At 49.4% G+C, this 25151-nt stretch carries 28 protein-coding genes; 13 read left to right on the top strand and 15 right to left on the bottom strand.

All coding sequences use genetic code 11. The features are described from left to right. Positions 1–6: 6 nt before the first annotated feature. Positions 7–2814, bottom strand: coding sequence for a type I restriction endonuclease subunit R (locus QEZ41_RS01050; RefSeq protein WP_289409502.1), 2808 nt, complete (start codon positions 2812–2814; stop codon positions 7–9). Positions 2815–3114: 300 nt separating this feature from the next. Here QEZ41_RS01050 and QEZ41_RS01045 point away from each other — a divergent pair, with 300 nt between their 5' ends. The 3 genes from QEZ41_RS01045 (at position 3115) to QEZ41_RS01035 (ending at position 5844) form a co-directional block, all read left to right on the top strand. Next, positions 3115–4635 carry a fumarate hydratase gene (locus QEZ41_RS01045; RefSeq protein ID WP_289409501.1) on the top strand — a complete coding sequence of 507 codons (1521 nt, stop codon included), beginning with the start codon at positions 3115–3117 and terminating at the stop codon, positions 4633–4635. Positions 4636–4986: 351 nt separating this feature from the next. After that, on the top strand, positions 4987–5196 hold the full coding sequence (locus tag QEZ41_RS01040) for a cold-shock protein (RefSeq protein WP_289409500.1): 210 nt from the start codon (positions 4987–4989) through the stop codon (positions 5194–5196). A 150-nt stretch (positions 5197–5346) separates the two neighbouring features. Further along, the gene (locus tag QEZ41_RS01035; protein ID WP_289409499.1) at positions 5347–5844 is read left to right on the top strand and encodes an RDD family protein; all 498 of its coding nucleotides are present in this window, start codon (positions 5347–5349) and stop codon (positions 5842–5844) included. A gap of 40 nt (positions 5845–5884) precedes the next feature. Here the strand turns inward: QEZ41_RS01035 and tldD are convergent, their stop codons facing one another. Together tldD and QEZ41_RS01025 are read right to left on the bottom strand one after the other, a co-directional pair. Continuing rightward, the gene (tldD, locus tag QEZ41_RS01030; RefSeq protein ID WP_289409497.1) at positions 5885–7327 is read right to left on the bottom strand and encodes a metalloprotease TldD; all 1443 of its coding nucleotides are present in this window, start codon (positions 7325–7327) and stop codon (positions 5885–5887) included. Continuing rightward, entirely contained in the window at positions 7324–8184 is an 861-nt protein-coding gene (locus QEZ41_RS01025; RefSeq protein ID WP_289409496.1) for a carbon-nitrogen hydrolase family protein, read from the bottom strand. Before QEZ41_RS01025 ends, tldD begins: the two co-directional genes overlap by 4 nt. A 238-nt stretch (positions 8185–8422) precedes the next feature. On the opposite strand from QEZ41_RS01025, the gene frdA reads away from it, so the two are divergent. From frdA to frdD, 4 genes are read left to right on the top strand one after another with little or no spacing between them, the layout of a single operon-like run. Continuing rightward, a complete protein-coding gene (frdA, locus tag QEZ41_RS01020; RefSeq protein ID WP_289409495.1) occupies positions 8423–10195 on the top strand; it encodes a fumarate reductase (quinol) flavoprotein subunit in 1773 nt (590 codons plus the stop codon). Further along, positions 10192–10926, top strand: a complete 735-nt coding sequence (locus QEZ41_RS01015; RefSeq protein WP_289409494.1) for a succinate dehydrogenase/fumarate reductase iron-sulfur subunit — start codon at positions 10192–10194, stop codon at positions 10924–10926. Before frdA ends, QEZ41_RS01015 begins: the two co-directional genes overlap by 4 nt. After that, positions 10923–11300 (top strand): succinate dehydrogenase/fumarate reductase transmembrane subunit, encoded by a 378-nt coding sequence (locus QEZ41_RS01010; protein ID WP_289409492.1) that lies wholly within the window; start codon positions 10923–10925, stop codon positions 11298–11300. Before QEZ41_RS01015 ends, QEZ41_RS01010 begins: the two co-directional genes overlap by 4 nt. Before the next feature lie 4 nt (positions 11301–11304). Beyond that, a complete protein-coding gene (gene frdD, locus QEZ41_RS01005) occupies positions 11305–11664 on the top strand; it encodes a fumarate reductase subunit FrdD (RefSeq protein ID WP_289409490.1) in 360 nt (119 codons plus the stop codon). A gap of 62 nt (positions 11665–11726) precedes the next feature. On the opposite strand, the gene QEZ41_RS01000 is transcribed toward frdD, so the two are convergent. From QEZ41_RS01000 to QEZ41_RS00945, 12 genes are all read right to left on the bottom strand, one after another. After that, on the bottom strand, positions 11727–12053 hold the full coding sequence (locus QEZ41_RS01000) for a DUF1820 family protein (RefSeq protein WP_289409488.1): 327 nt from the start codon (positions 12051–12053) through the stop codon (positions 11727–11729). A 238-nt stretch (positions 12054–12291) separates the two neighbouring features. Beyond that, positions 12292–12834: an oligoribonuclease gene (gene orn, locus QEZ41_RS00995; RefSeq protein ID WP_289409485.1), complete on the bottom strand. Its 543-nt coding sequence runs from the start codon at positions 12832–12834 to the stop codon at positions 12292–12294. A gap of 16 nt (positions 12835–12850) precedes the next feature. After that, the gene (hisC, locus tag QEZ41_RS00990; protein WP_289409484.1) at positions 12851–13915 is read right to left on the bottom strand and encodes a histidinol-phosphate transaminase; all 1065 of its coding nucleotides are present in this window, start codon (positions 13913–13915) and stop codon (positions 12851–12853) included. A gap of 10 nt (positions 13916–13925) precedes the next feature. Next, a complete protein-coding gene (hisD, locus tag QEZ41_RS00985; RefSeq protein WP_289409482.1) occupies positions 13926–15242 on the bottom strand; it encodes a histidinol dehydrogenase in 1317 nt (438 codons plus the stop codon). 208 nt (positions 15243–15450) lie between these two features. Next, complete coding sequence (gene hisG / locus QEZ41_RS00980; RefSeq protein ID WP_289409480.1) at positions 15451–16080, bottom strand: ATP phosphoribosyltransferase; 630 nt, start codon at positions 16078–16080, stop codon at positions 15451–15453. Between the two features lie 4 nt (positions 16081–16084). Then, a complete protein-coding gene (gene murA / locus QEZ41_RS00975) occupies positions 16085–17350 on the bottom strand; it encodes a UDP-N-acetylglucosamine 1-carboxyvinyltransferase (protein WP_289409478.1) in 1266 nt (421 codons plus the stop codon). Between the two features lie 19 nt (positions 17351–17369). Then, on the bottom strand, positions 17370–17612 hold the full coding sequence (locus tag QEZ41_RS00970) for a BolA family protein (protein ID WP_289409476.1): 243 nt from the start codon (positions 17610–17612) through the stop codon (positions 17370–17372). A gap of 15 nt (positions 17613–17627) precedes the next feature. Next, complete coding sequence (locus tag QEZ41_RS00965; RefSeq protein ID WP_289409474.1) at positions 17628–17930, bottom strand: STAS domain-containing protein; 303 nt, start codon at positions 17928–17930, stop codon at positions 17628–17630. Next, positions 17927–18565 carry an MlaC/ttg2D family ABC transporter substrate-binding protein gene (locus tag QEZ41_RS00960; RefSeq protein ID WP_289409472.1) on the bottom strand — a complete coding sequence of 213 codons (639 nt, stop codon included), beginning with the start codon at positions 18563–18565 and terminating at the stop codon, positions 17927–17929. The genes QEZ41_RS00965 and QEZ41_RS00960 overlap by 4 nt, the downstream gene beginning before the upstream one ends. An 8-nt stretch (positions 18566–18573) precedes the next feature. After that, positions 18574–19038 (bottom strand): outer membrane lipid asymmetry maintenance protein MlaD, encoded by a 465-nt coding sequence (gene mlaD / locus QEZ41_RS00955; RefSeq protein ID WP_289409470.1) that lies wholly within the window; start codon positions 19036–19038, stop codon positions 18574–18576. Further along, positions 19038–19835, bottom strand: coding sequence for a lipid asymmetry maintenance ABC transporter permease subunit MlaE (gene mlaE / locus QEZ41_RS00950; protein WP_289409468.1), 798 nt, complete (start codon positions 19833–19835; stop codon positions 19038–19040). The genes mlaD and mlaE overlap by 1 nt, the downstream gene beginning before the upstream one ends. After that, positions 19828–20643: an ATP-binding cassette domain-containing protein gene (locus QEZ41_RS00945; RefSeq protein ID WP_289409466.1), complete on the bottom strand. Its 816-nt coding sequence runs from the start codon at positions 20641–20643 to the stop codon at positions 19828–19830. Before QEZ41_RS00945 ends, mlaE begins: the two co-directional genes overlap by 8 nt. 193 nt (positions 20644–20836) lie before the next feature. Between QEZ41_RS00945 and QEZ41_RS00940 the strand changes: the two genes are divergently transcribed. The 6 genes from QEZ41_RS00940 to QEZ41_RS00915 are packed head-to-tail and all read left to right on the top strand — an operon-like array spanning position 20837 to position 25077. Beyond that, positions 20837–21811 carry a KpsF/GutQ family sugar-phosphate isomerase gene (locus tag QEZ41_RS00940; protein ID WP_289409464.1) on the top strand — a complete coding sequence of 325 codons (975 nt, stop codon included), beginning with the start codon at positions 20837–20839 and terminating at the stop codon, positions 21809–21811. After that, positions 21811–22347, top strand: a complete 537-nt coding sequence (locus QEZ41_RS00935) for a KdsC family phosphatase (RefSeq protein WP_289409462.1) — start codon at positions 21811–21813, stop codon at positions 22345–22347. The genes QEZ41_RS00940 and QEZ41_RS00935 overlap by 1 nt, the downstream gene beginning before the upstream one ends. An 8-nt stretch (positions 22348–22355) precedes the next feature. Next, on the top strand, positions 22356–22937 hold the full coding sequence (lptC, locus tag QEZ41_RS00930; RefSeq protein WP_289409461.1) for an LPS export ABC transporter periplasmic protein LptC: 582 nt from the start codon (positions 22356–22358) through the stop codon (positions 22935–22937). Further along, entirely contained in the window at positions 22924–23484 is a 561-nt protein-coding gene (lptA, locus tag QEZ41_RS00925) for a lipopolysaccharide transport periplasmic protein LptA (protein ID WP_289409460.1), read from the top strand. The genes lptC and lptA overlap by 14 nt, the downstream gene beginning before the upstream one ends. After that, a complete protein-coding gene (lptB, locus tag QEZ41_RS00920; RefSeq protein ID WP_289409459.1) occupies positions 23481–24206 on the top strand; it encodes an LPS export ABC transporter ATP-binding protein in 726 nt (241 codons plus the stop codon). The genes lptA and lptB overlap by 4 nt, the downstream gene beginning before the upstream one ends. Positions 24207–24258: 52 nt before the next feature. After that, entirely contained in the window at positions 24259–25077 is an 819-nt protein-coding gene (locus tag QEZ41_RS00915; protein WP_289409707.1) for an RsiV family protein, read from the top strand. Positions 25078–25151 lie beyond the last annotated feature (74 nt).

Below are 25151 nucleotides of genomic sequence, written 5' to 3'. Positions count from 1 at the left end.
CACCTGTCACGCCACCAGCTCCCGATTCATGACTTCAATTATCCAATCCATCTTGTCTCCAAATAATTGATACATGCGCCCTAGGCCGCCTTGGGCATCAAAGGGTGTGTTGTCGAGGTCTTCACGTTCAAAGTGCGTGGAGTCGGTAATGTGGTCGCGTATTAAACGCAGCCATGCCATTTGTTGTTCATTAAACTTTTCTCTATCGCCTGCGTGGTATTGCATGATCCAGCTTTGAAAGTTTTTGCGCACGGTGGCATCAAACGGCGTAATGCTGCTATCAATGCCACACACGCGGCGAATTAAGGCGACTAAAGCGGTTAGCTCGGCAACAGGCGTTGTGCCTTTATAGCTATCGAGGTGCGCATAGGCTTGCCACACACGCAAAGGTGCAAGTTTGGGGCGTTCTTGTTTGATTTGCTCTAACAAGGCTTTTATTTGTGTAAAGGTAACTTCGCTGCGCCGTGCGGGGGTATGGAAATAAATAGTTAACGCATCAATGGTGTTGGCGTGTTCGGCAAGGTAGTCGGCAAACTCTTGCGTGAGTGCTTGGGCGTTTTCTTCGGTATCGCCTGCCCATTCTGCCTTTACCAGCTCGTCTAAATCGTCATGCACCACGGTTTGTTCTTTATCACGGCGAATGGTGTCAATCAGCTCTATCAGCTCGCCGTTAAACACTTTAGCGACTTCGCCCACCAGTTCAGCTTGGGCTTTGTCGCGGTTAGCATCGCCAGGATCGGCGCCTTCGGGCAAGCCTGCAATGTCTAGGGCTTTGCGCTCTACATTGTCGCCGTCGATGGCGTTAAATAGCTCGCCAACAATGGTTAATAAAGGCACGCCGCCTGCTTTTTCGGCTATGCGGGCGCGTTCTTTGTCATCCAGTTGTTTATCGAGGCGCGCTAAGCGCCCAGCTAAAGACGACACGGTGTCGCTGTCGCTGGCGCCCATCATCACGCCCATGGCTAGGTCTTTCAGCGCCACACTGGGCTTGGTAATTAACGGGCGGCTGGCGGTTTTTATGGATTTGGTTACGCCGATGGCATCAACAATCACATAGTGGGTTTTAGCACTTTGTGCGGAGGGCGTGACTTTTTGCAGGTTATCTTTATCCAGCGTACGGGTGCCACGGCCTTTCATTTGTTCAAAATAATTTTTGCTTTTTACATCGCGCATAAACAGCAGGCATTCCAGCGCTTTAACATCGGTGCCGGTGGCAATCATATCAACGGTCACGGCAATGCGCGGGTAATAGTCGTTGCGTAACTGCGCCAGAATGGTGGCAGGGTCTTCACCTTTTTCTAATACCTTGCCTTCGGTATCGAGTTTGTCGTTGGCTACGCGATAGGTGACTTTTTTACAGAACTGGTTACTGCCACCAAACTCTTCACGAATAATTTGGATGATGTCATCGGCGTGGCTGTCGGTTTTGGCAAACACTAAGGTTTTGGGCACTTCTGCTCGGCCAGGAAACATTATCGGTAGCGAATTTTTAAAGGTGCGGATGACCGTGCGAATTTGGTCGGGGTTAACGATGTCGCGGTCAAGCTGCTTGGCGCTGTAAGCTTCGTCTTCGTCTTGGATTTCCCAACGCTTGCGCCGTGTGGTGCGTTCACGCTTTTCAACTTGCTGCTTGGCGGTAATGGTGCCGCCTTGTAGTGTTTTTTCTGTTTCGATAATAAAGACTTCGTTACCTACGTTGACGCCATCGGCCACGGCTTTTTCATGGCTGTATTCGCTGACGACGTTTTTACGGAAAAAACCGAACGTACGCGCATCGGGGGTGGCGGTTAAGCCAACGAGGTACGCATCAAAATATTCAATTACTTGTCGCCAGAGGTTGTAAATAGAGCGATGGCATTCGTCGATAATAATGACGTCAAAAAATTCGGGTGGAATTTTGGCGTTATACACCACGGGTAAAGGCTCTTTCGGCTTGGTGAGTTGTTCAGCGGGGTTTTGCTCTTCCAGTGATTCATCTAACGGCTCATCTTTGAGCATGGAATACATGCGCTGAATGGTGCTGATATACACTTGGGAGTCGGTGCTGATGTGTGAGCTTTTTAGGCGCTGCACACTGTATAGCTCGGTGAATTTGCGGTTGTCATCATTAGGCACAAAGGTCATAAACTCTTGTTCGGCCTGCTCGCCTAAGTTTTTGGTATCCACTAAAAACAAAATGCGTTTGGCGCTCACTGGCTCTTTTAATAAACGATAGCTAGCCGTAATGGCGGTAAAGGTTTTGCCTGCGCCTGTGGCCATTTGAATTAACGCGCGTGGCCTGTCGTCTTTAAGTGATTGCTCCAGATTGCTGATGGCGTTTATTTGGCAATCGCGCAGCCCTTCGGTGGGCAAAGGTGGCATGTCTTGCAAGCGCGCGCGAAAGCTTTTTGTTTCGCGTAACCAGCCTGCTAAGGATTCTGGGCGGTGAAAATTAAACACTTCGCGTGAGCGTGGGTTGGGATCAGCGCCATCGGTAAAGCGCGTGATAACGCCCGTGCTTTCGTAAACAAAGCGCAAGGCTTCTTTATTGTGCACCCACTTTAGGCTGGCGTTGGCGTAGCCTTGGGATTGCTCTTCTACCGTAGTGATTTTTTCACCCCAGGACTCGGGCTTGGCTTCAATCACGCCGACGGCTTGGCGGTTTACAAAAAGAACATAGTCAGCGGGGCCAACATCGGTTTGATATTCGCGCACCGCAATGCCTGCCCCCAAATTCAGGTTGATGCTTTTTTTGTTCTGCACCAACCAGCCTGCCTTGGCCAGCATTTGGTCAATGTTATCGCGCGCTTTTTGTTCGGGAGATTGATTAACCATGGCTTCGTCCTTGGTACAGGCAGTTAAATAACTTACGCAGTCTATCAAGTATTTTAGACGGCCTGTAGTGGCCTAATAAGTATTAGTATCGCTAAAAAACAAGATTACTTTTTTACGTTCCTTTGAACATGTAGCTATAAATACTGCCCCTACGCCACTGTCAGTATTAACCACCCACCTTAAAGTCCTACGACCTTGCTGTGCGCGTTCTGGTTTTTGGCGCTATAATGGCAGGCTTAATATTTCACAGCCTTGGGCATTATTATTAAGCGCAGGGCTGGCTAACCTAAGGAGCGCTACATGGCCGCCATTAAGCAAGACGATTTGATTCAAAGCGTCGCTGACGCCTTACAGTATATTTCTTACTACCACCCGCTCGACTTTATCCAAGCCATGCACCAAGCCTACGAGCGCGAGGAATCCCCCGCGGCTAAAGACTCCATGGCGCAAATTCTCATTAACTCACGCATGAGCGCCACTGGCCATCGTCCGCTGTGTCAGGACACAGGTATCGTCACCGTGTTTGCCCGCGTGGGCATGGATGTAAAATGGGACGGCGCGACCATGGGTCTCGATGACATGATCAACGAAGGCGTGCGTCGTGCGTACAGCAACCCAGACAACATTTTACGTGCCTCTATTTTGGCCGACCCGGCTGGTGCGCGTAAAAACACCAAAGACAATACCCCAGCAGTCATCCATTACAGCATCGTCCCTGGCAACACCATCGAGCTAGATATTGCCGCCAAGGGCGGTGGCTCAGAAAACAAAGCCAAAATGGCCATGCTTAACCCTTCTGACTCCATTGTTGACTGGGTGTTAAAAACTGTTCCTGAGATGGGTGCAGGCTGGTGTCCACCTGGCATGCTCGGCATCGGCATTGGCGGTACCGCCGAAAAAGCGGCCATTCTGGCCAAAGAATCCTTGATGGATCCCATTGATATTCATGAACTGCAAGAGCGCGGCGCACAAAACCGCGTAGAAGAACTGCGTTTAGAAATTTTTGAAAAAGTGAACCAACTGGGTATTGGTGCACAGGGCCTGGGCGGTTTGACCACCGTGCTGGACATCAAAATCAAAGACTACCCCACGCATGCCGCTTCACTGCCGGTCTGTATTATTCCGAACTGCGCCGCGACCCGTCACGTGCATTTCACCCTGGACGGTTCTGGCCCTGCTGCGCTGGAAGCTCCTGACTTGGACGCTTTCCCAGACATCGTGTGGGATGCGGGCCCTACCGCACGCCGCGTAAATCTCGACACCATCACGCCGGAAGAGGTACAAAGCTGGAAGCCGGGCGAAACCCTGCTACTGAACGGTAAAATGCTCACCGGTCGTGACGCCGCGCACAAGCGCATTGTGGATATGCTCGACGCGGGCGAAGAGTTGCCGGTTGACTTGAAGGGTCGCTTTATTTACTACGTTGGCCCGGTTGATCCCGTGCGTGACGAAGTGGTTGGACCGGCTGGCCCGACGACTGCAACCCGTATGGATAAATTCACCCGCCAGGTGCTGGAGTCCACCGGACTGCTGGGCATGATTGGTAAATCCGAACGTGGACCAATCGCTATTGAAGCCATTAAAGACAACAAAGCCGTGTACCTGATGGCTGTAGGCGGCGCGGCGTATCTGGTGTCGCAAGCCATTAAAAAATCACGCACTGCGGCCTTTGCTGACTTGGGGATGGAAGCCATCTACGAGTTTGAAGTCAAAGATATGCCCGTCACTGTAGCAGTCGATAGCTCTGGTGAGTCCGTGCACATCACTGGCCCACAGGTGTGGAAAAAGAAAATTGCTGAAAGTCTTGCGCTAGAAATCTAACTCAAGCTTTGGCATAGCCGCTGTGCGGGCTAATCGCTCGCACAGCTGGCTACAGATTCCGGCACGCCTGCAAATTTGACTTATATCAAGAACCACCAGTTTTTTGACGCAAACTAGCCCTTTGTCTAATTCGACCACCTTGGTTTTAGACAAAACGTCCCTTAGAGTTAAACCACTGTGATTGCATAGGTTGCCGTTGAAATGACCTAACGCAGTAGCTGTTTAAGTTCTACCAAAAGCATGCTTTTGTGCCCTTAATACGCCTTGCTACACCCTGCTCGACCGCTTTCTTTGCATCCAGTCCATACGCATTTAGCGTGCAATTCAATTAAGTTTCAAAGGATGCAAGTTATGACTACTCGCCAGACTGGTACCGTTAAGTGGTTTAACGACGCCAAAGGTTTTGGTTTTATCACTCCAGAAAGCGGCCCAGACTTATTTGTCCATTTTCGTGCCATTGAAGGCAACGGCTTTAAAAGCTTACAGGAAGGACAGAAAGTAAGTTTCGAGGCTGTTGAAGGCCAAAAAGGTATGCAGGCAGACAAAGTTCAGCCGCTTTAATTTAACCAATTTCATTAAGCCCTCACTGCGCAAGGAGTGAGGGCTTTTTCATTTAATCCCTCTAAGTACAGACTGCGCGCCACAATAGATTGCCTACCACTTTAACCGGCAAACCAGTAGAATACTGAGCGCTTTCACTCTGAGGTGCTTATGTCAAAACGCTTGCTTGAACCCCAAGGCCAATACCCCAAGGCCAGCATTATGCGCCGTTTAGCCGCTATGTTTTACGATTTTATGTTGGTTGTAGCGCTGGTTATGATAGTGACTTGGATTTACCAGCAAGGTGTGTTGCGTTTGGTGTATGGCAGCGAACAGCTTAAGTACATGGCTGAAAACGCTTTACTTGACCGCGACCCCATACTGTCCAGCTTACTACTCCTGAGTATCTTCGCGTTTTTTGCTAAGTTTTGGCTGCATACTGGACAAACTCTTGGCATGCAGGCGTGGAACATCCGCGTGCAAAATGCCGATGGCTCGGCCATTGACCTCTGGCAAGCTCTATTACGTTTTGTCGTGTCTATTATTTCTTGGTTGCCACTGGGACTTGGTTTTTGGTGGTCGATATTCAGCAAAAACAACGACACCTGGCATGATAGCTACTCGGAAAGCATTACCGTGCAACTACCCAAAAGCACGCATAAAAAATAATGGCGCAAACTGAGTGCGCCATTGTTAAATCACTGAACCCCTAGCCCGTACCGCCCACAGTGAGCTGATCTATTTTAAGCGTGGGCTGGCCTACGCCTACTGGAACAGTTTGCCCGCCCTTGCCGCACATTCCTACACCGCTATCCAGCTCTAAGTCATTACCCAGCATCGATACGGCGCGCATGGCGTCTGGACCATTACCAATCAGAGTGGCTCCTTTGACCGGTGCGGTAATCTTTCCATCCTCAATTAAGTAGGCTTCGCTGGTGGAGAAGACAAACTTACCGCTGGTGATATCCACCTGTCCGCCGCCTAAACTGGCACAGTAAATACCTTTCTTTACCGAGCGGATTATTTCTTCTGGACAGCTTTCGCCAGCTAACATATAGGTGTTGGTCATGCGCGGCATGGGCAGGTGCGCATAAGACTCGCGACGACCATTACCGGTACTGCTCACGCCCATCAGCTTAGCGTTATGTTTGTCTTGCATATAACCGCGCAAAATACCCTTCTCAATCAATACGGTGTTCTGTGCGGCTACACCTTCATCATCCACGCTTAATGATCCACGTCGATGAGCAATAGTAGCGTCGTCAACAATGGTACATAGTTTTGAGGCCACTTGTTGGCCAATACAGCCGCTGTAGTTAGAGCTGCCTTTACGGTTAAAATCACCTTCCAGGCCATGACCTACGGCCTCATGCAATAAGACTCCGCTCCAGCCCGGCCCCATTACTACCGGCATACTGCCTGCAGGCGCCGCAACAGCCTCAAGATTAACTAAAGCTTGGCGTACGGCCTCACGAGCATAATCTAACGCCCTGTCTTCATCTAAAAAATACTGATAATCACGGCGTCCACCGCCACCATAACTGCCTCGTTCACGACGGCCATTCTGCTCGACCAGAACGCTAACATTAAAACGCACCATCGGACGCACATCGGTTGCAAGGTGACCATCCAAGTCAACCACCAAGATATGTTCCCAAGCACCGACCAAGCTCAAACTAACCTGATTAATGCGCGTATCCAAACTGCGAGTAAAGGCATCGACACGCTGTAAAAAGGCTACTTTTTCTTCACGGCTGAGCACATGCAAAGGATCATCAAGGCTGTAAAGAGGTGCTGTACTGTGTTGAGCAGCAATGACCTGAGGCGACCGCTGTTGGCCAGAACGCGCGATACTGCGTGAGGCTTGCGCCGCTTGCATCAATGCGGGCAAATGAATGGCATTGCTGTAGGAAAATCCGGTTTTCTCGCCCGCGATAGCACGCACGCCCACACCCTGATCGAGGTTAAAGCTCCCTTCTTTAACAATCCCCTCTTCTAACGTCCAAGCTTCGGTCATGCGCCGCTGAAAATACAAATCGCCGCTATCAATACCTGTACCCGCCAGTTCTGCCAACGCTTGCTCTAACTGCGCGTGGTCTAAACCATTGGCGGTTAAGAGTACCCGGGTTGCACTGCTGTGTTGTTCACTCATGTAATTTTGCTCCCCTTAGGAAAATCTATTCTGTCGCCTAATTGCGGCGCGCTAAATCTGCGGTGCTGCCACACAGGCATTTGTTGGCGCACTTCATGCAGACGCGGCAAATTAATTTCAGTCTGTATGACTTGTTGACCTTGGGCGTGCTCAGCACAAATTTCACCCCAAGGGTCGAGTATCAACGAATGCCCATAGGTCATCCGCGTTTGAGTATGCTGTCCACCCTGATTGGCGGCTAAAATATAGCATTGCGTTTCTATTGCTCGCGCTCGCAGCAAACTATGCCAATGCGCCGCACCGGTTGCGGCAGTAAACGCTGAGGGCACTGCAATCAATTCTGCACCTTGCTCACGTAACTGGCTGTATAAACCGGGAAAACGCAGATCATAACAAACACTTAAGCCCAGCCTACCCAATGGCGTATCCACCAGTACCACCTCATTGCCAGCTTGATAAGTTGCAGATTCACAATATTGCTCATGCTGATCGGTAACTGCAGCATCAAACAGATGCAGCTTGTTATAGCGCGCGACTTGTTCACCGCGATCAGTAAACACTAAGCAAGCGGCAAACGGTTTAGCGCTATGCTCATCATCGGCCAGCGGCAACGTTCCCGCCACGATCCAAAGCTTTAATCGCGCAGCTGTTTGCTTTAACCAGCGAATGATAGGCCCACCCTCAGCTTCTGCTTGGGCAATTGCTGATACATTTGCATGGCCAAATACAGCGAAATTCTCTGGCAACACCGCTAAGCGCGCACCCGCATCGCTAGCTTGCTCTAACAAAGCCTGTGCCTGACGCAAATTAACTTCAATATCAGCCGTGGATACCATTTGTATGACGGCAACTTGCATACATTTCAACCCTAAAATTTAAGCCGTGCATCTTAACGTGATTATCCTTTTAGAGCCAACTGCAGCCATTGCCCCGGTCGACATGCAGCTTTGGTATATTCATGAAAATGTATCGAATACGTTCAATCGCAAAATCACGCTCAGTACAGCCACCAATATCCCTGCTATAATTACGCCTTTAATTTGCTATCGGCTGGACTGCCATAGAAAACCCTTCACGCCTTAAAAAGGATGTCCAATGCAACAGCATGATTTTGATATTTTAGTGGTTGGCGGTGGTGGTGCTGGTCTACGTGCCAGTATTGCCGCTGCGGAAGACGCTCCCGACCTTAAGATAGGTCTAGTTTCTAAAGTTTACCCCATGCGTTCACACACCGTTGCTGCCGAAGGCGGTGCTGCTGCCGTAACCTTAGAGAAAGACAGCTTTCAAGCCCACATTGAAGATACCGTTATGGGTAGCGATTGGCTGGCCGAGCAGCAGGTGGTTGATTATTTTGTGCGCCACGCACACGCCGAACTAGTACAGATGGAGCACTGGGGATGTCCGTGGAGTCGAAAAGAAGACGGCTCGATTCAAGTCAGACGCTTTGGCGGTATGAAAGTCGAGCGCACTTGGTTTGCCGCGGATAAAACCGGCTTTCACATGCTGCACACTCTTTATCAAACCTCGTTGAAATACTCACAAATTGAACGCCTCGATGAGTTTTTCGTACTCGATTTAGTCGTCATCGATGACGCTATCGCGGGTGTTATCGCTATTCAAATTGCTACCGGCGAGTTGCACCTTATCAGGGCCAAATCAGTCATCCTAGCTACGGGCGGTGCAGGACGTGTATTCCGCTTTAACACCAACGGTGGCATTGTCACCGGTGACGGCATGGCGATGGCGTATCGTCATGGTGTGGCGTTGCGCGATATGGAATTTGTTCAGTATCACCCAACAGGCCTGCCCGGTTCAGGCATTTTGATTACCGAAGCCTCACGCGGTGAAGGCGGCATTATGATCAACAAAGACGGCTACCGCTATCTGCAAGACTACGGCTTAGGCCCTGAAACACCGCTGGGCAAGCCTGAAAACAAATACATGGAACTAGGCCCACGTGACAAACTTTCACAAGCTTTCTGGCAAGAACAACAAGCTGGCCGCACTGGCCGCTACGGTGAAAGCGATGTGGTGTATCTTGATTTGCGTCACCTTGGTGAAAAATACCTGCAAGAGCGTCTGCCGTTTATTTGCGAACTGGCGAAAGCCTACGTTAACGTTGATCCCGCTCGTGAGCCGATCCCGGTACGCCCTGCTGTGCACTACACTATGGGCGGCATAATGACGGACGCTCAGTGTGAAACTAGCATCAAGGGTCTGTATGCGGCTGGTGAGTGTGCTTCTGTGGGCTTACATGGCGCTAACCGTCTAGGTTCAAATTCGTTAACTGAATTATTAGTCTTTGGACGCTTGGCGGGCGAACAGGCTGCTGCCAATGCACAAACACAAGACTTCGCCTCATTAAGCGCCATGCAAGAGCAGCTCAACCAACAGCAACAGCAATTGGCTGAACTTAGCGCCCGTGATACAGGCGAGTCTTGGGTCGAGATCAAAAAAGAATTACTCATCACCATGGAAGAAGGGTGCGGCATTTATCGTACCGAAGCGGGCATGCAAAAAACCCTCAATACCATTCGTGCGCTTCAACAACGCTATAAGAACGTTCAGGTAAGCGACAAAAGCAAGGTCTACAACACTGAGCTGTTTATGTGCTTGGAGCTTGGTTTTGGTTTGGACATTGCCGAAGCCACTTGCTTGGGCGCACTGGAGCGTCGCGAATCCCGTGGCGCGCATCAGCGTTTAGATGAAGGCTGCACCAGCCGAAACGATGAAGAGTTTTTACGCCATAGCCTGGTGTATTACCAAGGACAAGAGGATGCACGCCTAGAATGGCAAGAGGTTGACACGTCTATTCTGCCGCCTGCTGTACGCGCATACGGTGATGCAGCTAAAGGAGCCAAGTCATGAAGCTCGATATAACCATTCAACGCTATTTGCCTGAGCAAGCGGCAGAGCCGTTTGCGCAAACCTACTCTGTACCCTACGACGCCAGCACCTCGGTACTGGATGCGCTGACCTATATTAAAGAAGAGTTAGATCCGACACTCAGTTACCGCTGGTCGTGCCGCATGGCTATTTGTGGCTCTTGCGGCATGATGATCAACGGCAAACCCATCCTTGGTTGTAATGTATTTTTGCGTGATTACGCCAAAACCGGCATGCTGATTGAGCCTTTAGCACACTTCCCAGTCGAGCGTGACCTCATCATTGATATGGAGTCTTTCCTGACGCACTTGGAAGCGGTCAAGCCTTATCTCATCAACAAGAAGGCTCAGGGCGTACAAACCTTTGAACCTCATGTGCAAACTCCGCAACAGTTGGATAAATACCAGCAGTTCTCGAACTGCATCAACTGCGGCCTGTGCTATTCCGCTTGCCCGCAATTCGGCTTGAACCCTGAGTTTATCGGCCCTGCCGCACTAACCTTGGCACACCGCTATAACCTCGATAGCCGCGATCAAGGTCAGGCTGAACGTATGCCGATGATTAACTCGGAAGAAGGCGCTTGGAGCTGCACTTTTGTGGGCTACTGTTCTGAGGTGTGCCCCAAACAGGTTGACCCTGCCGCAGCGGTTAACCAATCCAAAGTGACGTCAGCCACTGATTTGCTGTTGAGTTTACTAGGAGGTCGCTCATGAGTTATCGTCCACCCCTTACCCGCACTTGGTGGCTAAAAAACAATGCCTTTAAAGCCTATATGCTGCGTGAGCTCACTGCATTACCGCTGCTGTTTTTCCTGCTGTGTTTGGCCATAGGGTTGTATTCGCTAGGTCAGGGTGAACAACACTGGCAACACTGGCAAACAGTGATGCACAACCCATTAGTGCTGCTGATTAACGCAGTCGCTTTTGCCGCCAGCCTGTTTCATGCGTGGACGTTTTTCCAGCTGTTCCCACGCGTGATGCCGATTCGCTTGGGCGGCACCACAGTGCCTGCCGCTGCTTTGGTGGCGGGGCAATGGGCCGGTGTTGTCTCAGTTTTTGCTTTAGTCGCTTGGTTATTTTGGGGTTAATACGATGCAACAAGAAAAAAAGTTTAAACGCAGTGACGAGCCCATTTGGTGGGGACTCTTTAGTGGCGGCGGCGTGTGCTTTGCCGTGTTCTTACCCAGCGTTATTCTATTCTACGGGCTACTGCTGCCGCTTGGCGTAGTGACGTTGGAGTATCAGCAAGCCAGCGCATGGTTCTTTAGCTTTTGGGGTTTGGTATTTGTGGGCGCGGTGATTGCGCTGCCAGCTTTCCATAGCCTACACCGTATTCGGCATGCGCTCTATGACCTGAAATTTCAGCAAAAAACGCTGATTAAATGGCTTACCATGGGCTTTGCGGCACTACTAAGCGCAGCCTGCATGCTGATTTGGCTGGCGGGCTTATAAGTTAAGCGGGCTGTACTGTTATGAGCGCCGTAAGCAATTGTTTACGGCGCTTTTTTTGCACGCTATTTGCTGGGTACTGGCATAGGAAAGGACATGATATTACCCCCTGATGGCGCCTCGCTGATGCGTGCTACGCCTAAGCGCTCAACCTCATCAATGCGTACTATAGAGTGCATAGGCACATAGCTACGAATTACGCCTTCAAACTGATTTTTCAGCTTCTCTTCGCTGGGATCAACGACCATCTGCGTGCGCTCACCAAAGACAAACTCCTCGATCTCCAGAAAGCCCCACAAATCACTCTGATAAATAGCTTTAGCGTAAATTTCATACACTTGGCCCTGGTTAATAAAAATAACTTTAAATATCTGGGTCTGCTCTTTACTCATGTTGGAATTCCACACACTGAAGACTTACTACAAAATATTAGCATAAGCGAAACAAAATGCTTGCGCTTACAAATGAGAACGATTACTATTACCAGCACTGGTTACAGGCCAGTTGGTAACTCAGAATGAAGTTGTTTTTCATAGAGCTATCTCCTCATTAGGCTATTTTAACCCGCATCCAATGCGGGTTTTTTTTGTCTGTAATTAACTAGGAGACGCTGTATAGAAAACCACAGCTTTAGCATTTCATTAGATGTTCACGGTAATAACGTAGTTCAGCAATAGAGTCCTGAATATCGGCCAATGCCAAGTGCACATCGCCCTTTACATATCCCTTAGCCGTTTCAGGTGCCCAACGCTTAGCCAGCTCTTTCAGGCTAGACACATCAATATTGCGGTAGTGAAAGTAAGCCTCTAACTTGGGCATACTGCGATAGAGAAAGCGGCGATCCTGACAAATAGTATTGCCGCACATCGGCGAGGTATTTGCCGGCACCCACTGCTGTAAAAAGGCGATGGTTTGTGCTTCTGCTTCTGCTTCGTTAATACAGCTTTCTTGGACACGCTTGGTCAGGCCACTTTTGCCGTGCTGATTAGTGTTCCACTCATCCATGCCCTGTAACACCTCATCAGGCTGATGAATTGCTAACACGGGTCCTTCAGCCAAAATATTCAACTGGGCATCCGTAACAATGGTGGCCATCTCAATAATACGGTCATTGTCGGTATCCAGACCGGTCATTTCCAAGTCAATCCAAATTAGATTTTGACTGTTTTGCATGACGCACCCCCCAAAATTATTGTTTATTCAGCAATTCGGCTAATGCTTCTACCAAGGCTGTGTTCTGTTCATCTGTACCTACGGTAATACGCAAAAATTGTGCAATACGCGGCTGAGTAAAGTGACGCACAATAATACCCTGCTCACGCAACTGTATAGATAGCTGTGCCGCATCCTGTTGCGGATGACGTGCAAAGACAAAGTTCGCTGCCGAGGGTAATACCTTAAAACCCAAACTGGTTAACTGCTCGCTTAGCTGCTCACGACTGGTGATAATTTTAGCGCAGCTTTGCTCAAAGTATTCACGATCTGCAAACGCGGCAGCGGCTCCGGCTAATGCCACACGGTCAAGCGGGTAGGAATTAAAGCTGTCTTTAATGCGCTCTAATCCTTCGATTAGTTGCGGGTGACCAATCGCCAAGCCAACGCGCATACCAGCCAACGCGCGTGATTTTGATAAGGTTTGCGTCACCAGCAGGTTAGGGTATTTATCAACTAGGGAAACCGCTGATTGTCCGCCAAAATCAATATAGGCTTCATCAACCAATACCACTGTTTCGGTATTATTCTGCAGAAGCGCCTCAATTTCGGCCAGACCGAGCAAACACCCGGTAGGCGCATTGGGATTAGGGAAAATAATGCCGCCATTGTCTTGCTGATAGTCCGCCAGATTAATTTGAAACTGCTCATCTAATGCAATGGGCTTTGGCTCTACGCGATACAAACCACAATATACTGGATAAAAGCTGTAGCTGATATCTGGAAACAACAACGGCTTGTCTTGCTGGAAAAACGCATGGTACGCATGGGCTAGCACTTCATCCGAGCCATTACCCACAAATATTTGCGCAGGACTAATGTGGTAGTAGTCCGCAATGGCTTGTTTGAGCACCTCACCGCTGGGATCAGGATACAGGCGCAAGTCATCATTAATTTGCGCTTGCATCGCCGCCAACGCTTTTGGCGACGGACCATAAGGGTTTTCGTTGGTATTTAGTTTCACCAAGCGTTTCATTTTCGGTTGTTCACCAGCCACATAAGGGACCAGCTGCTTAACAAACGGACTCCAAAGCTTGCTCACTGTTTTCGCCTTATTTATCGTTGATAATACGCAGTTCCGCTGAGCGCGCATGGGCGGTCAATGACTCGCCGCGCGCTAAGACCGAGGCCACCTTGCCCAACTCAGATGCACCCTGTGGAGTGCAATAAATTATTGAAGAGCGCTTTTGAAAATCGTACACGCCCAAGGGTGAAGAAAAACGCGCCGTGCCTGAGGTTGGCAGCACGTGGTTCGGGCCAGCACAGTAATCACCCAAGGCTTCAGCCGTGTAACGCCCCATAAAGATTGCGCCAGCATGACGTATTTTCGGTAGCATGGCATCTGGATTAGCCACAGAGAGTTCCAAGTGCTCGGGGGCAATACGATTGGCAACTTCAACAGCCTGCTCTAAATCACGCACCAAAATCAACGCTCCGCGCTCGGTCATTGATACGCGTGCGATATCTTCACGCTCAAGGCTGGGCAATAAACGCTCAAGACTGGCGGCAACCTTATCCAAAAACTGCGCATCAGGTGAGAGCAAAATCGACTGTGCATCCTCATCGTGCTCTGCCTGCGAGAGCAAATCCATGGCGATCCAGTCGGGATCAGTTTGTCCATCACAAATCACCAAAATTTCTGAAGGACCGGCAATCATATCTATGCCCACTTTGCCAAACACATGACGTTTTGCCGTGGCTACATAAATATTGCCTGGGCCAACCACTTTATCTACCGCCGGAACCGATTCAGTACCATAGGCCAAAGCTGCAACTGCTTGCGCGCCACCAATGGTAAACACTCGGTCAACGCCAGCAATAGCAGCAGCAGCGAGTACCATTTCATTGATTTCACCACGCGGAGTTGGCACAACCATCACCACCTCACGCACACCAGCAACCTTAGCGGGAATAGCATTCATCAAAACGGATGAAGGATACGTTGCTTTGCCGCCTGGTACATACAGGCCAGCACGATCAAGGGGCGTCACTTGCTGGCCCAATACAGTGCCATCTGCTTCAGTGTAGCGCCAAGACTCTTGGCGTTGATGCTCGTGATAACTGCGCACGCGCTCAGCCGCGATTTCTAGTGCGTGGCGCTGCTCAGGCTGGATTTGCGTTAGTGCTAACTCTAGGCGTTCGCGCGGCAAAATCAGCTCGCTGAAGTCCTGCACTTCAAGTGCATCAAACTGGCGGGTATAGTCGACTAGCGCAGCGTCACCGCGCTGACGTACCTGATCGATAATGTCTAAAACCCGCTGATTGACTTCATCATCGGAAACACTTTCCCAGCTCAACAGCTGATCCAGCTGCGAAGCAAAATCAGTATCTTGGGCATTTAAACGGCGAACAAGGGCGTTCTGGGTCATGGCAGGCCTCAAGGTGAAATTTAAACGAGTTACAAAGGTGCGTTACGCTTTTTTTACTTTCAAGCAAGCTTGTCTGTGTCTGTTGGCGCAAGTTTGCTACTGCAGCATCACACTGCTACGACACGAAAAGCTTAGCAAATTCACAGCCTACACACCTTCATATTACAGCTATACATTTGATAGCTATTATCTATGACATACAACCCAGTTAACAGCGTGTTTCTACGGCCTGCTCTAAGGTATCAATCAGCAGTTTAAGCTCAGCGTGCTTCATTTTCATTGAGGCACGATTAACAATCAGCCGCGAGCTAATATGAGCAATAATTTCCTGCGGCTCTAAACCATTGGCGCGTAACGTATTACCGGTATCAACTACGTCAATAATTTTATCCGCCAAGCCCACTAATGGTGCCAGCTCCATCGAGCCATACAGTTTGATAACTTCAACCTGACGACCCTGCTCGGCATAATAACGCCTAGCTACATTGACAAACTTAGTGGCTACACGCAGGCGTCCGCGCGGTTCAGGCACGCCCACTGGACCGGCTGTCATCAATTTACACTTAGCGATTTGTAAATCGAGCGGCTCATACAGGCTATGACTGCCGTACTCTAACAATACATCTTTACCAGCCACCCCAACGTCCGCAGCACCCAACTCAACATAGGTCGGCACATCAGTAGCGCGCACAATTAACAAGCGCACATCATCACGTGTGGTTGGGATAATCAGTTTACGGCTTTTTTCTGGATTTTCGGTCGGCACAATGCCTGCCTGCTCAAGTAGCGGCAGGGTGTCATCTAAAATACGACCTTTGGATAAAGCAATGGTAAGCATAATTCTAGCCTGGTACGCGGCGGATTTTGGCACCTAAAAGCTGTAGCTTTTCTTCGATACATTCATAACCGCGGTCAATGTGGTAAATTCGGTCAATCAGGGTTTCACCCTGCGCCATTAAGGCAGCCAACACCAAGCTGGCTGAAGCACGCAAATCAGTCGCCATCACCGGCGCACCTTTTAATTGCTCAATACCGGTCACAATCGCAGTATTGCCTTCTATCTGAACTTTGGCACCCATGCGCTGCATTTCCAGCACATGCATAAAACGGTTTTCAAAAATGGTTTCAATCACCGTTCCCGTTCCTTCAGCCACCGCATTCATCGCTAAAAACTGCGCCTGCATATCGGTTGGGAAACCCGGGTAGGGTGCGGTGCGGATATTCACAGCTTTGGGTCGTTTGCCATGCATATTTAAACTGATCCAATCTTCACCGCACTGCACTTCAGCACCGGCCTCTTGCAATTTAACCAATACAGCTTCAAGGATTTTTGGATTGGTGTCTTTTAGCTTGATGCGCCCGCCCGTCATGGCAGCGGCGACCAAATAGGTACCGGTTTCAATACGGTCAGGCATCACTTTGTAACGAGCACCATGGAGCTTTTCAACACCTTCAATCACTATGGTATCTGTGCCGGCACCCTCAATTTTCGCACCCATGGCAATCAGGCAGTTAGCCAAATCCACCACTTCAGGTTCGCGCGCAGCATTTTCTAAAACACTACGGCCTTTAGCCAGCACGGCGGCCATCAGGATATTTTCCGTACCGGTAACGCTGACGGTGTCAAAGAAGAATGTACCACCACGTAAACCACCTTCAGGCGCTTTAGCTTTAATGTAGCCATCTTCAACCAGAATTTCTGCGCCCAGTGCTTCCAAGCCACGAATGTGTAAATCCACCGGACGGGTGCCGATAGCGCAACCGCCAGGCAGTGCCACTTCAGCCTCGCCAAAACGCGCCACCATTGGGCCTAATACCAGAATTGATGCGCGCATGGTTTTCACCAGTTCATAGGGCGCAACCAAACTTTTTATCGTTGTTGGGTCAATCTCGACATTGAGCTTCTCATCAATAATGGGCTGAATTCCCATGCGACCAAACAATTCAAGCATGGTGGTGATGTCATGCAGATGCGGTAAGTTGCAGACGGTAACGGGTTCGCTCGCCAATAAAGTAGCCGCCATAATAGGCAGGGCAGCGTTTTTTGCACCGGATATACGGATTTCACCGTCTAAACGGTTGCCTCCCGTGATGATTAATTTATCCATTTAAATCTCGTTGTAATGATTAGGCGTGTTCTGCTTGCCACTTGGCTTGAGTAAAGAACTTCATGGTTACCGCATGAATACTGCCGTCAGCAATCAAGGGATTGAGCACAGCGTAAACAGCTTGCTGGCGTTTAACTGGGCTCAATGCGGCCAGCTCATCACTAATAATATTGAGTTGAAAATTACAGCCTTCACCTTCTACTTCTACCTGAGTATTGGTTAGATTTTCTTCAACCAGTTGCTTAACCTCTTGGGCTTGCATAGTGTTCCTCTTATATCAATTACGTATTTGCAGCACGGGCATTAACTCGCTCACGCGGGCAATTTTTTGCATGTCTTGCGATAGATTCACAATCGATAAGGTTTTGTTTAACCGCTGCGCATCACGCATAAAAGCCAGCAGTAGTGCAATACCTACGCTGCTTGATTTTTCGATGGCCGCACAATCGACTAGAATGTGTTCTGCTGCGCTGCGCTCCAACAGCTTTTTGCCCTGCTCACGCAGTGCCGTTCCCGTGCGATAGTCTAGGACACCTGACAACGATAAGCGGCCAGTGTCTGATAAAGCTATCTGACTCACTTAGCCGCCTCAGCTTGGCGTGTGCGCGCCACGGTATCGACCCAAGTATCAATTACCAAGTCTAGATTATTGCGGTTACGCTGCATGGCTTCGGCAAACTGATCACGAAAGAGTTTACCTATGTTAATGCCTTCAATGACTACGTTACGCAGCTTCCAGCGGCCGTTAACTTTCACCATAGTGTAGGAAACAGGATATACAACACCTTGGCTATCCTTAACTTCCATGCGCACTTCAGTGCGCTGCTCACTTTCGGGGGCGTTAGCGGGCAAAACCCGTACACCGCTGTTGTTATATTCTAACAAGGCGTTACCATAAAACTGCATCAGACTGCGTTTAAAGTTTTCTTGAAAGCGCACAATTTGTGCCTGCGTTGCACGTCGGGAGTAACGTACAGTCATCACACTACGTGCTACACCTTCCACATCAACAACTTCACCGATGACACGGTTCATCATGGCGTAGAAAGTTTCTGGATCAGCTCGATACTGCTCACGATTTTCGTTCAAATCGGAAAACAGCTCATCAACCGTTTGCTCAACGACCTGATGCGCGGTTTGCTCCGCTTGGGCGATACCCGTGAATAACAACAATACTGCGACAAAGCTTAGTCTAGAAAATAGCTTCTGAATCATTGTTTAACCTATTGTTCACTGCTAACAGAATTCATTAAAAACTTACCAATCAACTCTTCTAAAACAAGTGATGATTGCGTGTCGTATATCTCATCCTGATCTTTTAAAACCTCTTCTTCACCACCCACACTCAAACTAACATATTTCTCACCCAGCAAGCCGGCGGTCAGAATGGACGCAGTGGTGTCCGTAGGCAGGTTATCCACCTCTTTATTGACGGCTAAGGTTACACGTCCAGTGAAAGTTTCTTTGTCAAACTCTATCTGCGTCACTTTACCCACCGTGACCCCCGCTATGGTTACACGGCCTCGGGTGGTCAGTCCGGCCACGTTATCAAAAGCAGCATACAGGGTGTAAGTATTTTCCTGCGTATTAACCGTCAAGCCGCTAACTCGCAGTGCTAACACTACCAACGCTGCTATGCCGATCAGCAAAAACACACCTACAGACATCTCCAGAGCGCGAACTCGCATTAGAAATCTCCAAACATTAAAGCAGTCAAAATAAAGTCCAAGCCCAACACAGCCAAAGACGCATATACAACAGTACGGGTTGTGGCACGACTGATACCCTCAGAGTTAGGCACACAGTTGTACCCCTGAAACACAGCAATCCAGGTCACCACAAAAGCAAACACCACGGATTTAATTACGCCGTTTACAACATCCTTTTGAAAGTCCACACTGGCGAGCATATTGCCCCAGTACGAACCCTCATACACGCCCAGCCAGTCAACAGCCACCATAGCACCGCCCCAAATCCCGACCACTGAAAAAATAGCAGCCAGCAACGGCATAGATATAAATCCTGCCCACAAGCGCGGCGCCACAATGTATTTGAGCGGGTCAACACCAATCATTTCTAAACTTGATAGCTGCTCTGTGGATTTCATATTACCGATTTCTGCCGTTAGCGCAGAACCAGCACGCCCAGCAAATAGCAGTGCAGTAACCACCGGCCCTAGCTCACGCAACAGAGTTAAAGCCACCATCTGTCCAACCGCCTGTTCAGAGCCAAAATCAACCAAAATAGTGTAGCCCTGTAGCGCCAGCACCATGCCAATAAACAACCCAGACACTACAATAATGGCCAGCGACAACACGCCCACAGAATACAGCTGTTTGATCAGCAAATGCACACTGCTACCAGCACCGCGTCGACCAAGCAGCGCGTGCGCCAGCACCACACCAGCGGCTCCCATCGCCTGCACGACCATCAATCCAGAGCGTCCAAAGAGGCGTATGCGTTCAGCCAAGCTTTGCTTAGCCATGTCGGACTCCTAGCAGATCTTCTTTATAATCAGGCGCGGCAAAATGGAAAGGCACTGGCCCATCAGGACTACCCTGCATAAACTGCTGCACATGCGGATTATCCGATTTCATTAAATCCTCCGGCGTACCCTGCCCTAGCACTTGTGAGTCTCCGAGCACATACAGGTAATCCGCAATGCTGGCCGTCTCTGCTAAGTCATGCGACACCACCACACTGGTAATACCTAAGGCATCATTGAGCAAACGAATCAAGCGCACCAAAACACCTTTGGCAATGGGGTCTTGTCCAACGAAGGGCTCGTCATACAGTAAAATATCCGGATCGAGCGCAATAGCGCGCGCCAAAGCCACACGACGCTTCATCCCACCGGACAACTCATCAGGCATCAACTCTATCGCGCCACGCAAACCAACCGCCTGCAACTTCATCAACACGATATCGCGAATCAACTCATCGGTAAGCTTAGTGTGCACGCGCAACGGAAAGGCCACGTTTTCAAAGACGGATAAATCAGTAAACAGCGCACCACTTTGAAACAGCACGCCAAACTGCTTACGCGCATCGAACAAGTCTGAACGTGACAGCTGAGGTAAGTTTTGACCGTTAACCCAAACCTCGCCCTGCTCAGGCCTTAATTGTGCGGCAATCAGGCGCAATAAGGTGGTTTTCCCACAGCCCGAAGGCCCCATAATGCCGGTTACCTTGCCGCGCGGTATATACAAATCAACGTTATCGAAGATTTTTCGCGCACCACGCCTAAAGGTTAAGCCTTTAAGCTCAATCGCATTGGCGCTATCAATTGACATATGGATACCTATACTTAACACGCACTGCACTTACAAAGTACATTACGCAACCTGAAAGCCGCATATGATACCACTGCCAACACCTACAACTAAAGCTTTGCACAATGACCAAATAATTAATAACCTCTTGCTGCAGCGTAGCCTTTGCTTTTCACGTATAATTTCATTTTTTAAACTGACTAAACTAATTAGTATGACACTAACAAATCGCCTTATAGATTCAGCTCGACGCACGATTCGTTTAGAAAATGAAGCCATTGCCTGTCTAGAGCAACGTATTGACCAAAGCTTTATCCAAGCCTGTCAACTTATTTTGGACTGCCCAGGTCGCGTAGTGGTGGTGGGTATGGGCAAGTCCGGTCACATAGCCCGTAAGATTGCTGCCACTTTAGCCAGCACAGGCACCCCAGCTTTTTTTGTGCACCCGGCTGAAGCCAGCCATGGCGATATGGGCATGATCACCGAAAACGATGTCGTGCTAGCCCTATCCAACTCGGGCACCACTAATGAAATCATCACACTGCTGCCATTGATTAAACGTCGTGGCATCAAGCTCATCAGCATGACCGGTAACCAAGAATCAATCTTGGCACAGTCCGCCACTGTTAACCTGGACGCCAGCGTAGAAAAAGAAGCCTGTCCGTTAAATCTTGCACCCACCTCGTCAACCACGGTCTGTTTGGTTTTAGGTGACGCACTGGCTCTAGCCTTACTGGAAGCGCGCGGCTTTACTCCAGAAGACTTCGCCTTCTCACACCCCGGTGGAGCATTAGGTCGTCGCTTATTGCTTAAAGTAGAGCACGTAATGCACAGTGGCTCAGAGCTTCCGGCTGTGTCTCGCGGCGTAACCATGCGTGAAGCATTATTTGAAATGACCAAAAAGGGTCTGGGCATGACGCTAATCCTTAACGAGGATGGCAGCTTGGCCGGCATCTTTACTGACGGCGACTTACGCCGCGCACTGGATCGAGATATTGACGTGCGCAACGCCACCATTGATCAACTCATGACTCGAGGCGGCAAAACAGCCACCCAAGATATGCTGGCCGCAGAAGCACTCAAGATCATGCAAGATTATAAAATCAACTCACTTCCCGTCACTGATCATCAGCAAAAAGCCATTGGCGCTCTGAACATGCATGATTTATTACGCGCTGGAGTAATGTAATGCTTGATTACAATAATATTGAACTGCTAGAGCGCGCCCGCAAAGTGCGCCTTGCCGTTTTTGACGTCGACGGTGTACTAACCGACGGCAAGCTAAACTTTATGGCTGACGGTAGCGAATTTAAATCTTTCAGCACGCTAGATGGCCATGGTATTAAAATGCTAATGCAATCAGGTATTCAGGCCGCCATTATCACCGGCCGTACCTCCACAGTAGTAGAGCGTCGCGCGGCCAATCTTGGCATTACCCATGTAATTCAGGGCCGTGAAGATAAGCGAGACGCCCTCGATGAGCTTCTGCAGCAGCTGCAACTGAGCTATACCGATGCTGCCTATTTGGGTGACGACCTGCCGGACTTAGCCGCCATTCGCTGTGTCAGCTTTGGTGTAGCTGTTGCCAACGCCGACACCTTTGTGCGCCAGCATGCAACAGCAGTTACCTCAGCCCGCGGTGGCGAAGGTGCTGCACGCGAGTTCTGCGAATTTATCATGCAGGCTCAAGGCACGCTTACAGCGGCACAAGAAGCCTACCTATAGGTCCAGCCATGGCGAAGAGAAAAACCAAAAAAATCTCTCAGTGGGTCATTGTTGTTCCGGTGGCGCTCATCATTGCCGCTATAGGCTACTGGAATATTGGCAATGATCGCCCCGTTAGTGTTGCCAGCACACTAGATGAGCAACGCACCATTGATTTTTTCTCTGGCAACAGCCGCACCACACAATTTAATGAAGAAGGTCAGCTACACTATATTCTCACCGCTGACTATACTGAGCACATTCAGCAAACCGATATCACTTTGCTCACACAGCCTGAACTGCACCTTTATCAGGGTACGCAACAACCTTGGCTAATCAGCGGCGAACGCGGTGAAGTGAGCCCCGGCGGTGAAGAAGTGGAGTTGTTCGATAAGGTTCGAGTGGAGCATCATGACGAAAAACAACGCCCTTTTTTGCTTACCACCAGCCAATTAACTTATATATTTAATACAGATCATGCACACACCCAAGCTGACGTACAAATAGACAGTGAACAGGGTATAACCACAGCAACAGGCATGAACGCCTACTTGCAGCAAGGTTTAGTGCAATTGCTGTCCAAAGTAAGAGGACGTTATGACGCCCAATAGAATTGCTACTCTATGTCTTGCCGCGAGCTGCCTAGTATTCACTCATTTGAGCCATGCTTTACCCAGCGATCGTGACCAACCTATCCATATTCAGGCGGATACTGCCGATTTGGACGATAAAAAAGGCACTGCCATTTATCGCGGCGCGGTCGTTGTTACTCAAGGCACGCTTAAAATTACCGGTGATACCGTCACGGTAGTGCAACAAGCCAACGGTGATATTAAGTCCTTTAAGTCTGTGGGCAGACCCGCTTATTACGAACAAATTCCAGATGTGGATAAGGAACTCGTAAAGGCCTACGGCATGACCATCGAATACTTTGCTCAGCAGGATAAAATCGTCATCACTGATCAAGCCAAGGTGGTGCAAACTAACAATACCTTCCGAGGCGAAAAAATCACCTACGACACCATGGCCGAAACAGTCGTGGCTGGCCGCGCGCCTGCCGGCACAGTCAGCAAGGAAGAACCGCGGGTCAACATGGTTATTCAACCCAAAAAGAAAACCTCTGAACCAAACAAAACAACAGAGCCTGCTACACAATGAGCACCCTAACCGCCAGCAATCTCGCCAAGTCCTACAAAGGACGTAAAGTAGTAAAAGACGTTAGCCTCAGCATTGAAAGCGGGCAAATCGTGGGTTTGCTCGGCCCAAACGGAGCGGGTAAAACCACCAGCTTTTACATGATTGTCGGTCTTGTCAAAGCAGATCAGGGAGTCATCAAAATTGATGACCAAGACATTAGCTTCATACCCATGCACGGCCGTGCCACCGCCGGCATTGGCTACCTACCGCAAGAAGCTTCTATTTTCCGCAAACTAAGTGTCTCAGACAACATCATGGCCATTCTAGAATTGCGTAAAGACCTCGACCGCAAGCAACGCCAAGAAGCCTTAGAGAATTTACTGCAAGAATTCCACATCACCCACATTCGCCACAACAAAGGCATGAGCCTGTCAGGGGGTGAGCGCCGCCGTGTCGAAATCGCTCGCGCACTGGCCACCAACCCTAAATTCATCCTACTCGATGAGCCCTTTGCTGGCGTTGACCCTATTTCTGTGGGCGACATTAAGCAAATTATCCATCATCTCAAAAGCAAAGGTATCGGCATACTCATCACCGATCATAACGTACGCGAAACACTGGATATCTGCGAAACCGCCTACATAGTTAACGAAGGCAGCATTATCTGCGCGGGTACACCGCAGGATGTGTTAAACAACCAAAAGGTACGCAAAGTCTACCTTGGCGAAGAGTTTAGACTTTAACCAGCACGCGCCACCCATAGTTTTTCTGCCACACGGGGAGTCATAGAACGTGATGAACTTTTTCTTATCGCTAGATAAGCACCTACACCGTCGTCTTTCTTTATTAGTTATTTTGCTACTCACCCTTTTAGTTGGCTGCGGCACAACATCCGGCACTCTCCCAGCCGCACCCTCTGCACAACCAGCAGCTGACATCGGCTTAAAAGCCCTGCCACACGAATGGAGCCGCACCAAACCCGGCTGTGAGGATGCAAACAGCTGCCCGGCTATCAGTGTAAACAGCCTAAAATTCCCCGAAGATGCGCAGTTGAGCAAACAGCTAGAGCAGCGCCTGATCATGCTTAATCTTTTTGAGAGTGAGCAAGACACGGCTTTTAACAACCTACTTGAGTACGAACAATTCTTTTGGGAAAACGCAGACATTCTTGACTGGGTCAGCTTTACCGCCAACATTGTGTTTAAAAACGAGCGCTTTACTGTGCTCGAGCTTATGAACGGCATCTATTTCACCGGCGCTGCGCACGGCATGAGCAGCTCTGAATATCTAAACTGGGATAACGACACACAAACACCCATCACTCTGGAAGATATGTTAGTGCCCGATGCCCAAGAGCAGTTTTACGCGCTATTGGCTACAGCTCACCAACAGTGGCTAGCTACACTGGCAACTACAACAGATCTTGACCTAGACGCGTGGTTGGATATTTGGCCATTTCATACCAATGACAATATCGCCCTCACAGCCACAGGTGTCACAGTTAAATATAACCCCTATGCAATCGCTCCTTACTCCTTTGGGCTTCCGGAATTACAGATTCCCTACGCACAACTACAGGGGGTTTTAAAACCTGATTACCTGCTCAACCCCTAAGGTTGCACGCCCTTTAGCATCATTTAGCAATCATTTTGCTGCTAGGACTTGGCAAACGTGTAAAAATAAGGCAT

This window comes from Thiopseudomonas acetoxidans, assembly GCF_030362935.1.
In the GTDB taxonomy this organism is placed as follows: domain Bacteria; phylum Pseudomonadota; class Gammaproteobacteria; order Pseudomonadales; family Pseudomonadaceae; genus Thiopseudomonas; species Thiopseudomonas acetoxidans.
The sequence above is the reverse complement of the archived record's forward strand: the minus strand, read 5'-3'. Positions and strand labels throughout refer to the sequence as shown.

Excerpts from the sequence above, each read along its gene's own strand:
- QEZ41_RS01050 (WP_289409502.1), bottom strand. The coding sequence starts at position 2,814 with ATGGTTAATCAATCTCCCGAACAAAAAGCGCGCGATAACATTGACCAA.
- QEZ41_RS01045 (WP_289409501.1), top strand. The coding sequence starts at position 3,115 with ATGGCCGCCATTAAGCAAGACGATTTGATTCAAAGCGTCGCTGACGCC.
- QEZ41_RS01040 (WP_289409500.1), top strand. The coding sequence starts at position 4,987 with ATGACTACTCGCCAGACTGGTACCGTTAAGTGGTTTAACGACGCCAAA.
- QEZ41_RS01035 (WP_289409499.1), top strand. The coding sequence starts at position 5,347 with ATGTCAAAACGCTTGCTTGAACCCCAAGGCCAATACCCCAAGGCCAGC.
- tldD (WP_289409497.1), bottom strand. The coding sequence starts at position 7,327 with ATGAGTGAACAACACAGCAGTGCAACCCGGGTACTCTTAACCGCCAAT.
- QEZ41_RS01025 (WP_289409496.1), bottom strand. The coding sequence starts at position 8,184 with ATGCAAGTTGCCGTCATACAAATGGTATCCACGGCTGATATTGAAGTT.
- frdA (WP_289409495.1), top strand. The coding sequence starts at position 8,423 with ATGCAACAGCATGATTTTGATATTTTAGTGGTTGGCGGTGGTGGTGCT.
- QEZ41_RS01015 (WP_289409494.1), top strand. The coding sequence starts at position 10,192 with ATGAAGCTCGATATAACCATTCAACGCTATTTGCCTGAGCAAGCGGCA.
- QEZ41_RS01010 (WP_289409492.1), top strand. The coding sequence starts at position 10,923 with ATGAGTTATCGTCCACCCCTTACCCGCACTTGGTGGCTAAAAAACAAT.
- frdD (WP_289409490.1), top strand. The coding sequence starts at position 11,305 with ATGCAACAAGAAAAAAAGTTTAAACGCAGTGACGAGCCCATTTGGTGG.
- QEZ41_RS01000 (WP_289409488.1), bottom strand. The coding sequence starts at position 12,053 with ATGAGTAAAGAGCAGACCCAGATATTTAAAGTTATTTTTATTAACCAG.
- orn (WP_289409485.1), bottom strand. The coding sequence starts at position 12,834 with ATGCAAAACAGTCAAAATCTAATTTGGATTGACTTGGAAATGACCGGT.
- hisD (WP_289409482.1), bottom strand. The coding sequence starts at position 15,242 with ATGACCCAGAACGCCCTTGTTCGCCGTTTAAATGCCCAAGATACTGAT.
- hisG (WP_289409480.1), bottom strand. The coding sequence starts at position 16,080 with ATGCTTACCATTGCTTTATCCAAAGGTCGTATTTTAGATGACACCCTG.
- murA (WP_289409478.1), bottom strand. The coding sequence starts at position 17,350 with ATGGATAAATTAATCATCACGGGAGGCAACCGTTTAGACGGTGAAATC.
- QEZ41_RS00970 (WP_289409476.1), bottom strand. The coding sequence starts at position 17,612 with ATGCAAGCCCAAGAGGTTAAGCAACTGGTTGAAGAAAATCTAACCAAT.
- QEZ41_RS00960 (WP_289409472.1), bottom strand. The coding sequence starts at position 18,565 with ATGATTCAGAAGCTATTTTCTAGACTAAGCTTTGTCGCAGTATTGTTG.
- mlaD (WP_289409470.1), bottom strand. The coding sequence starts at position 19,038 with ATGCGAGTTCGCGCTCTGGAGATGTCTGTAGGTGTGTTTTTGCTGATC.
- mlaE (WP_289409468.1), bottom strand. The coding sequence starts at position 19,835 with ATGGCTAAGCAAAGCTTGGCTGAACGCATACGCCTCTTTGGACGCTCT.
- QEZ41_RS00945 (WP_289409466.1), bottom strand. The coding sequence starts at position 20,643 with ATGTCAATTGATAGCGCCAATGCGATTGAGCTTAAAGGCTTAACCTTT.
- QEZ41_RS00940 (WP_289409464.1), top strand. The coding sequence starts at position 20,837 with ATGACACTAACAAATCGCCTTATAGATTCAGCTCGACGCACGATTCGT.
- QEZ41_RS00935 (WP_289409462.1), top strand. The coding sequence starts at position 21,811 with ATGCTTGATTACAATAATATTGAACTGCTAGAGCGCGCCCGCAAAGTG.
- lptC (WP_289409461.1), top strand. The coding sequence starts at position 22,356 with ATGGCGAAGAGAAAAACCAAAAAAATCTCTCAGTGGGTCATTGTTGTT.
- lptA (WP_289409460.1), top strand. The coding sequence starts at position 22,924 with ATGACGCCCAATAGAATTGCTACTCTATGTCTTGCCGCGAGCTGCCTA.
- lptB (WP_289409459.1), top strand. The coding sequence starts at position 23,481 with ATGAGCACCCTAACCGCCAGCAATCTCGCCAAGTCCTACAAAGGACGT.
- QEZ41_RS00915 (WP_289409707.1), top strand. The coding sequence starts at position 24,259 with ATGAACTTTTTCTTATCGCTAGATAAGCACCTACACCGTCGTCTTTCT.